The 9018-nt window shown below is 63.5% G+C and carries 8 protein-coding genes; 6 read left to right on the forward strand and 2 right to left on the reverse strand.

Translation table 11 applies throughout. The features are described 5' to 3' along the window. The 4 genes from WCA85_RS33030 to fumC form a co-directional block, all read left to right on the forward strand. A partial coding sequence (locus WCA85_RS33030) for an MATE family efflux transporter (RefSeq protein WP_424069598.1) occupies nt 1–1271 on the forward strand: 1271 nt, incomplete at its 5' end. A 76-nt stretch (nt 1272–1347) separates the two neighbouring features. Further along, complete coding sequence (gene panS / locus WCA85_RS33035) at nt 1348–2307, forward strand: ketopantoate/pantoate/pantothenate transporter PanS (RefSeq protein ID WP_424069600.1); 960 nt, start codon at nt 1348–1350, stop codon at nt 2305–2307. Nucleotides 2308–2764: 457 nt separating this feature from the next. Further along, nucleotides 2765–4375 carry a phospholipase D family protein gene (locus WCA85_RS33040; protein ID WP_424069612.1) on the forward strand — a complete coding sequence of 537 codons (1611 nt, stop codon included), beginning with the start codon at nt 2765–2767 and terminating at the stop codon, nt 4373–4375. Between the two features lie 80 nt (nt 4376–4455). After that, entirely contained in the window at nt 4456–5856 is a 1401-nt protein-coding gene (fumC, locus tag WCA85_RS33045; RefSeq protein ID WP_424069602.1) for a class II fumarate hydratase, read from the forward strand. 112 nt (nt 5857–5968) lie between these two features. Here the strand turns inward: fumC and WCA85_RS33050 are convergent, their stop codons facing one another. Next, the gene (locus tag WCA85_RS33050; RefSeq protein WP_424069604.1) at nt 5969–6475 is read right to left on the reverse strand and encodes an acyl-CoA thioesterase; all 507 of its coding nucleotides are present in this window, start codon (nt 6473–6475) and stop codon (nt 5969–5971) included. Nucleotides 6476–6686: 211 nt separating this feature from the next. Next, a complete protein-coding gene (locus WCA85_RS33055; RefSeq protein WP_424069606.1) occupies nt 6687–6827 on the reverse strand; it encodes a hypothetical protein in 141 nt (46 codons plus the stop codon). A gap of 244 nt (nt 6828–7071) precedes the next feature. Here WCA85_RS33055 and WCA85_RS33060 point away from each other — a divergent pair, with 244 nt between their 5' ends. Both WCA85_RS33060 and WCA85_RS33065 read left to right on the forward strand, forming a co-directional pair. Continuing rightward, the gene (locus tag WCA85_RS33060) at nt 7072–7821 is read left to right on the forward strand and encodes an ArsR/SmtB family transcription factor (RefSeq protein ID WP_424069608.1); all 750 of its coding nucleotides are present in this window, start codon (nt 7072–7074) and stop codon (nt 7819–7821) included. Between the two features lie 186 nt (nt 7822–8007). After that, nucleotides 8008–9018 (forward strand): DUF6600 domain-containing protein (locus WCA85_RS33065; RefSeq protein WP_424069610.1); only part of this gene is annotated, 1011 nt, incomplete at its 3' end.

Consider the following 9018-nt stretch of genomic DNA (forward strand, 5'->3'; position numbering starts at 1 on the left):
ACACGATCCTGCTCGGCTCGCTCGGCCCCGACGCGCTCGCCGCCGGTGGCCTCGGCGCCAACCTGTTCTTCGTGGTCGTCACGCTGCTGCAAGGCGTGCTCACCTCGGTGAGTGTCAGCGTCTCGCATGCCCGTGGCGCCCAGGCCGAGGAACGTGTGCCGCACATCTACTGGACCGGCCTCGTGATGTCCGTCCTGCTCGCGCTGCCGGCGTTCGTGCTGCTGTCGTTGGCGACGCCAGTGTTGCTGGCGTTCGGTGAGCCCGCGCTGCTGGCGCACAACGTCGGCGAGTACACCGCCATCCTGCGTTGGGGTGCGCTGGGCAGTCTGATCGGCATCGGCCTGATGCGCTCGTTCCTGCCCGCCATCGGTGCCGCCAAACGCCTGCTGTGGGTGTCGATCGTTGGCGTCTTCGTCAACGGCTTTCTGAATTACGGCCTGATCCACGGCGCCTACGGTCTGCCGCGTCTCGGCTTTCTCGGCTCAGCCGTAGCCACCACCTTCACTGTCTGGATGACTGCGCTGATTCTGATGGCCTGGCTGCATCTGAGGCCGCGCTATCGCCACTTCGTCATCGCCACGCGGCCCCGGTTGCCGCTGATGGGGGAACTGTTCGGCATTGGCTGGCCCGTGGCGATCACCTATGGCGTCGAGTCAACGCTCTTTCTCGCTACCGGCCTGATGGTCGGGCTGCTCGGCGAGTCGCAACTGGCCGCGCACCAGATCGCGCTGAACGTCGCGTCGGTCGCGTTCATGGTGCCGCTAGCCATCGGCCAGGCGGCCAACGTGCGGGTCGGTTTCTGGTCCGGCGCGGGGCAGCCGCTCGCCGCTCGACATGCGGGTTTCGTCGCCCTCGCGCTCGGGGTCGGCTTCATGACGCTGTCAGGGCTCGTGCTGATCCTCGCGCCGCATTGGATCGTCGGTCTGTATCTGCATCTGGACGATCCCGCAAATGCCGCGACCGTGGCGCTCGCCAGTTCGCTGCTCGGCGTCGCCGCCATTTTTCAGATCGTCGACGGCATGCAGACTGTCGGCTCGGGCTGCCTGCGTGGTTTGAAGGACACGCGCGTGCCGATGCTGGCCGCCGCCTTCGGTTACTGGGGCATCGGCTTTCCGACTGGCTACACGCTCGCCTTTCACTTCGGAATGGGCGCGCGCGGCCTGTGGTGGGGCCTTGCAGCGGGCCTCGCCAGTGTCGCCATGCTAATGACGCTGCGCTTTCATCGACTCAGCCTGCGACGCGTGGGGCCGCAAGCCGTACCGTCGGCATAATCCTGAATGCGCCAAAGGCCGGCGCTACCTAAGCAATTCGCAACACTCATCGAAGCAGAACCAAGGACCTCCTGACATGCTTGCCCGGGTTACCCGTCTCTTTCCGCTGTGGGCCGTGCTGGTCTCGCTCACCGCCTATTTTTCGCCCGCTTCGTTCGGCCCAATCGCCCCTCACGTCACGACGCTCCTGACGATCATCATGCTGGCGATGGGCGTGACGCTTTCGGTAGCCGACTTCAAGCGTGTTTTTACGCGCCCGGCACCGGTCGTGGCGGGGATCGTGCTGCATTACCTGGTGATGCCGCTCGCCGCCTGGGCGATTGCCAAGGGGTTGCACATGCCGCCCGATCTGACCGCGGGCATGGTGCTGGTGGGCAGCGTCGCGAGCGGTACGGCATCGAATGTAATGATTTATCTCGCGCGTGGCGACGTGGCGCTGTCTGTCACGATCAGCGCGCTGTCGACCCTGGTAGGCGTGTTCGCCACGCCGTTGCTCACGCGTCTCTATGTGGATGCGTCGATCGTCGTCGATGTGCACGGCATGCTGATGAGCATTCTGCAGATCGTCGCGCTACCCATCGTCGTGGGCCTCGTTATCAATCACCTGTTCGGCAAACTGGTGCGCAAGGTCGAGCCTGTCTTGCCGCTGGTCTCGATGATCGCCATTGTGCTGATCATCGGGGCGGTGGTAGGCGGCACGCAAAAGAGCATCGCGTCGGTGGGCCTCGTGGTGATGCTGGGCGTCGTCCTGCACAACGGGATTGGCCTGTTGGGCGGCTATTGGGGTGGACGTCTGCTGGGTTTCGACGAAGCCGTCTGCCGCACGCTCGCCATCGAAGTGGGCATGCAAAACTCCGGACTCGCGGCCACCTTGGGCAAGCTATATTTCTCCCCGCTGGCGGCCCTGCCGGGTGCGCTGTTTTCTGTGTGGCACAACCTCTCGGGTTCGCTGCTCGCCGGATACTGGGCGGGCCGTCCGGCCAAAGGCTCCACGTATGCCGACGAGGCGCCTGCGCTGAGCGCAGAGCGCAACTGACGCTACTGCCGTAACTAAGGCAACTGGCGTCACTAATGCAACCGCGGCGCGCGTTTAGCAAAGGCGCGCGCCGTTTCGATCTGCGTCTTACGCTACGCATGACCAGCGTCGATAGCGGGCGTTGAAAAAACCATCGAAGGAGAAACTGGAAGACGCATTGAAGGCCGGTCAAATGGTTTGGAGTGCGTAGCTATCAACACGCCATCCATTGCGGGTACGCTCCTCCTCGCTCAAACAGCCAACGCATTCCACGCTCCGCCCCGAACGCCCGCTTCCCGCACTCGCCGGCGCGATTCCCCTTAGAATGCTTTCCTCAGCAGAATCACAAAGCATTGATTGCACGCCTGCAGGGGCACCCTGTTTGCGCATCAAATCAAGCGGAGGACATAGCGTGCGGGCGTATGACAGCAACTACAACACCACGTCGCATCAGCGGGAATCCGGAAGCATAGGCCGGATCGAATCCAGCATCACACGCATCGCCAAGTACTTTTTGCTGGCATGCACATCAGCGGCATTATTGACCGGCTGCGCCACACGTCCACCGGCTTCGGCCTTCGACCGGCCCGTCACACATGCGCTAGCCCCAGCCACAACCACCCCGCTCGGCACTGCCCTCGCTCCGCTCGATGCGGCGCATCCGGGGCAATCGGGTTTTCGCGTGCTCTCGAGCGGCACCGAGGCGTTGCAGATGCGTATCGCGCTCGCCCGCGCCGCGACGAAGACGCTCGACATGCAGTACTACATCGCCAACGAGGACACCACCGGCAAGCTGCTGCTCGGCGCGGCGCTCTATGCAGCCGATCACGGCGTGCGCGTGCGGATGCTCGTCGACGATCTGAACTTCAAGGACATCGACGATGTGATGGCCGGTCTGAACTCGCATCCAAACATCGAAGTCCGCGTATTCAATCCGTATGGCAGTTCACATCGCAGCGTATTCGAACGCACCACCGATCTGTTCACGAAGCTCGATCAGTTCACGCGCCGCATGCACAACAAGGCGATGATCGCGGATAACCAGTTGGCTATCGTTGGCGGGCGCAACGTGGGCGACGAATATTTCAGCGCCAGTCCAACGCTGCAGTTCCGCGACCTTGACGTGCTCGCGGCGGGCCCGATTACCGCCGACGTCTCCGCAAGCTTCGACGAGTACTGGAACAGCAGTGGCGCGTATCCGCTGCGCGCGCTGAATCATCAGCGCTTCTCGCAACAGGAACTGGACGCCACCCGCGATGCGTTGCGCGCGCATTGGCGCACCGACGCCGATCCCTATAACGCGAAACCGATCAACGCCACGCCGCTTGCCACACAGATCAGCAAAGAGGAACTGGGGCTCACCTGGGCGCCTGCGGAATTCAAGGCGGATACGCCCAGCAAGATCGATCAGCCTTCGCCTGATTACGTGAGCCCGCCGCTGCAGCGGCTCGTCGAACTGATGCACGAGGCACAACAGGAATTTCTCGTCGTCTCACCCTACTTCGTGCCGCACGACGCCGGTGTGCAGGGACTCGCTGATCTCACACAGCGCGGCGTGCGAGTAGCGATTCTTACCAATTCGCTCGCCGCCACTGACGCCGTCGCGGTGCAGGCCGGCTACGCCCCGTACCGCGTGCCGTTGCTGCAGCATGGCGTGGAGCTCTACGAGTTCAAGCCGGATCAGCACACCCCGGCCACCGTGGCAGGCTCCAAATCCCGCGCGAGCCTGCACGCGAAAACCTACGTAATCGACCGCAAGATCCTCGTGATTGGCTCGATGAACCTCGATCCGCGCTCCGCCAATCTGAACACCGAGCTGGCACTGGTCATTCATAGCCCAACGCTTGCCAGCCAGGTTGCGGGCCTGTTTGACCACGCCATATCGCCCGACGTGAGCTACCGTGTCACGCTCTCCACACCTGCACAACTGGCGCAACTCCGGTATATCGATGCGCCGCCCTCGCAACTCGAATGGACCGACCAGGAAAACGGCGAGTCGCGAACCTATAACTTCGATCCCCAGGCCGGTTTGTACCGTAATTTCCTGACAGGGATATTCTTGCTATTGCCCGTTCAGGGAGAACTTTGATGCGCTTGCCGCAGCCATGTGCAGCGACAGGCCCAAGTCGTCCGACCCACGCAGTTATTCAGCTATAGCGGAGTTGAACCATGACCGAAGACGTAAGAATGGAGCGCGACACGTTCGGCGAGATCGCCGTGCCGAACGATCGCCTCTGGGGCGCGCAAACCCAGCGCTCGCTGCAGAATTTCCGCATCTCCACGGAAAAGCAGTCGCCTGAACTGATCACCGCACTCGCCGTGATCAAGCGCGCGGCCGCCGAAGTCAACCTGGGACTGGGCGTCATCGATGAGAGCAAAGCCAAAGCCGTCATGCAGGCCGCCGACGAGATTATCGAAGGCAAGCATCCCGGCGAATTTCCGCTGGCGGTCTGGCAAACCGGCTCCGGCACCCAGACCAACATGAACCTCAACGAGGTGATCGCGAACCGCGCGAGCGAACTGCTCGGCGGCGAGCGCGGCGAAGCGCGCAAGGTCCATCCGAACGACGATGTGAACCGCGGCCAGTCGTCCAATGACGTGTTTCCCACCGCGATGCACGTGGCCGTGGCGGTGGGCATCGTCAAGCATCTGCTGCCGGCATTGAAGACCTTGCGCGATACGCTAGACGGCAAGGCCAAGGCATTCGCCGGGATCGTCAAGATTGGCCGCACGCACTTGCAGGATGCGACGCCGCTCACGCTAGGTCAGGAGTTTTCCGGTTATGTCGCACAACTCGACCACGGCATTCGTCACGTGGAATCGAGCCTGCCGCATCTGTACGAACTCGCACAGGGCGGCACCGCTGTGGGGACCGGGCTGAACGCGCATCCCCAATTCGCCGGCAAGGTCGCGGCGGCAATCGGCAAATTGACGGGCGTGCCGTTCGTGACGGCGCCCAACAAGTTCGAAGTCATGGCGGCAGCGGACGCGCTGGTGTTTGCGCATGGCGCACTCAAGACCGTGGCGGCAAGTCTGATGAAAATCGCCAACGACGTGCGCTGGCTCGCGAGCGGCCCGCGTTGTGGCCTGGGCGAGTTGTCGATTCCGGAAAACGAGCCAGGCAGCTCGATCATGCCCGGCAAGGTCAATCCGACCCAGTCCGAAGCCATGACGATGCTCTGTTGCCAGGTATTCGGCAACGACGTCGCGGTGAATATGGGCGGCGCAAGCGGCAACTTCGAGCTGAACGTGTTCCGGCCGATGATCGCGCACAATGTCCTGCAATCGATTCGCCTGATCGCCGACGGTGCGCACAGCTTCAACGACAACTGCGCGGTGGGGATCGAGCCGAATCACGATCGGATCGATACGCTGCTCAACGAATCGCTGATGCTGGTGACGGCGCTCAATCCGCACATTGGCTACGACAAGGCCGCCAAGATCGCGAAGAAAGCCCACAAGGAGGGCACCACGCTGAAGGCGGCGGCGCTCGCGCTCGGCTTTGTCACCGAGCAGCAGTTCGACGAATGGGTCAAGCCGCACGACATGGTGGGGAATTCGGCGGCCTGAAGGCGGAGTGCCTGGGGACGCGGCGCGCGTTGCGGGCCGCGTCCCCCGCCTTAACGGGGAAGCAAACAAGTCCGCCCGCGAAAGCGGGCGCGGCCTTTCCGCAAGGTTCAGCCTAGATCTTGCCCTGCGCCACTTCGTCTGGCTTGAGTTCGACAATCGCGTCGAGCGCTTCCTTGACGTCCAGCGCGTACTTGGCAAGCCGGCTCTGTTCTTCGGTCTCCGGCACGAAAGATGGCACCGGCACCGGATGGCCGTTCTCGTTGACCGCCACCATCACCACGAGGCAATCGGTAGTCTGCAGCAGTTCACCGCCCTTGGGATCGCCCGCCTGCACCGACACGTGGATATGCATGCTGGTGCGTCCAGTGTGTACAACGCGCGCACGCAGTTCGACCAGATTGCCGACGAGGATAGGCCGGCGAAAGCGGATATTGCCGACGCTCACCGTCACGCAGTAGCGGCCCGACCAGACGGCGGCGCACGCGTACGCGGTCTCGTCGATCCACTTCATCAGCGCGCCCCCGTGCACCTTGCCGCCGAAGTTGACCGAGGTGGGCTCGGCAAGAAAGCGGAACGTGGTTTCAGAACGGTCCAGCGGCGCAGCGGCAGGCGTGTTCATCTTGACTCCGGGCAGACAATGTATCGAAAGGTGGGGATTATACGAGCGCAATTTTGACTGGAGCGCGCGGCGAGGGGCGGGAATGTTGTTTTGCCCTGAATGCGAGGGTCAGGATTTGCATTGGCGCGCTGCGGACGCAACGAAAACGCCTGCGGGATTACCCAGCGGATCGGGCCCACCCGCACTGCCTAACGGCCGTTTAAACGCCGTTTCATTTGTGATACGAAATGCCTTCGTCGATGGTGCCGTACATCGAGATGCCGCTCGAATCCGCGCTCGGCGGTGCCGAGCCGCCTTGGGCGCAGGCGCCGCACACCAGCATGGCAGCAGCAATGGCAAGCAGGAGTTTCATGACGACGTTTTCCCGGGAGCAAGCTTTGATTCTAGCCTGGCCGCCTGAGCGCATGACACAACGCCGACATGCCTGCGCCTTACCGCACGGGACCGCGCGCACTTCTCGCTACCCATACGAGGTCGCATTCGACGATTCACGCCAGCCTGAAACATCGAATGCGCAAGCCCGATAAACTGGAGACGCTAAAAGAACCGACGTTGTTAGCTAGTACTCACATGCGTCACATCAAAAGGAGTCGCTCATGTCTGCCTCTGGGTTTGCCGCCAGGTCCGCTCCAGTATTTGCCCCGCTTCCCGACGAGCAAAACCACTTCCCCGGTCTGAGCCGGATCGGCGCGCTGCTCGCCGATCCAGGCCGCGCCGCCATGCTATGGGCACTGATGGACGGTAGCGCCCGGCCGGCCGGGGAACTGACGCTGATCGCAGGATTGTCGCCCTCGGCGGCCAGCGCTCACCTTTCCCGGCTTACCGAGGGTGGCTTGCTCGCGCTGGAAGTGCGCGGACGGCACCGCTACTTCAGAATCGCCTCACCGGATATCGCGGCGTCCATCGAAGCGCTCGCCAACGTCGCGCAGGCCAGCATGCCGCAACGCCCTGTACCGCGCGCCCCACGCACAGTGCCCGTCGATATGCGCTACGCGCGCACCTGCTACGACCACATGGCGGGTGAACTATCGGTGCAGCTTTTCGAACGGATGCTGAACCACGGGCTACTGACCCAACACGGCAACACGCTTGATGCAACACCGGCGGGCGCGACGCAACTCGCCCGCTGGGACATTGATATTGCCAGCCAGCAAACCCGCCGGCGCCGCTTCGCCTGTACCTGTCCCGACTGGAGCGTGCGGCGCCCGCATCTGGGCGGCGCACTCGGCGCCGCCTTGCTCGACTCGTGGACCAATCACGGCTGGGTGGAACGCACCGAGCGGCCGCGCATCTTGCGGATCACGCCGGCAGGGCATCGCCAGTTCGACGAATTCCTCGCAGACTAAGCGTTCATCCAACGCGAAAACGCGCAGAGCAGCGCAAGACGCCCTTCAACCGCATTACAAGCGCGCTACGCTTTCTTTTTGTTACACGGTAGGCAAGACCCCTTACAAATGTGGCCCCCTTGAAACAGGGGCCGCCGGTAGAGTGCTTTCACGGATGCATACCCCCGCGTCCGTGAGAGAGAAAACATGAAAACACTCGCCAAACAAACACGCACGTTACGCCGCGCCACCGGATACACCCTCATCGCAGCGGCAGCCTTCACGCTCGCGGCTCAGTCCGTTATCGCTCAGGAAGCACCGCTCGATGTCGCGCCCGCCGCGACGCAAGCCAACACCAACACCGATCCGCCGGGGCGCGTGGCCCGCCTGAACTACACGTCAGGCGCCGTGACCACCGAACCAGCCGGCGCCACCGACTGGGCATACGCCCAGATCAACCGGCCCCTTACCACCGGCGATCAGTTGTGGAACGACCAGAACGCCCGCTCGGAACTGCACATCGGCTCGACCGCAGTGCGGATGGGTGCATCGACCAGTCTCGACATCCTCAATCTCGACGACACGAGTGCTCAATTGAAGGTCGCGCAAGGCACGCTGTCCACCCGCGTGCGCGAACTCGCGCCGGGCTCGACGTACGAGATCGATACGCCGAACCTCGCGCTCGGCTTGAACGGCCCGGGCGATTACCGTGTGGATGTCGCGCCGGATGGCAGCAGCACCACCGTCACAGTACGCAGCGGCAGCGCGATGGTGTACGGCGACAACGGCCAGGTGCCAGTGGCCGCGGGCCAGCAGATCCGCTTTGCCGGCACCACCCTCCAACAGGTCGCGGACAACGGTGCGCCGGGGCTGGACGGGTTCGATCAGTGGGGCGCCGAGCGCGACGCCGCCGAGGACCGCTCGGTGTCGGCTCGCTATGTCTCGCGCGACGTGCCCGGCTACGAAGACCTCGATGCGAACGGCACCTGGCGCAGCAGCCCTCAGTACGGTGAGGTGTGGGTGCCGAGCGCCGTGCCGACCGGCTGGGCGCCCTATCATGAGGGTCACTGGGTATGGCAGGCGCCGTGGGGCTGGACCTGGATCGACGACGCGCCGTGGGGCTTCGCGCCTTACCACTATGGCCGCTGGGCGTACGTGGACGACTCGTGGGCGTGGGTGCCAGGACCCGTCGTGGTCAGTGAGCCGCCGGTGTATGCG

Source organism: Paraburkholderia sp. (assembly GCF_049581445.1).
In the GTDB taxonomy this organism is placed as follows: domain Bacteria; phylum Pseudomonadota; class Gammaproteobacteria; order Burkholderiales; family Burkholderiaceae; genus Paraburkholderia.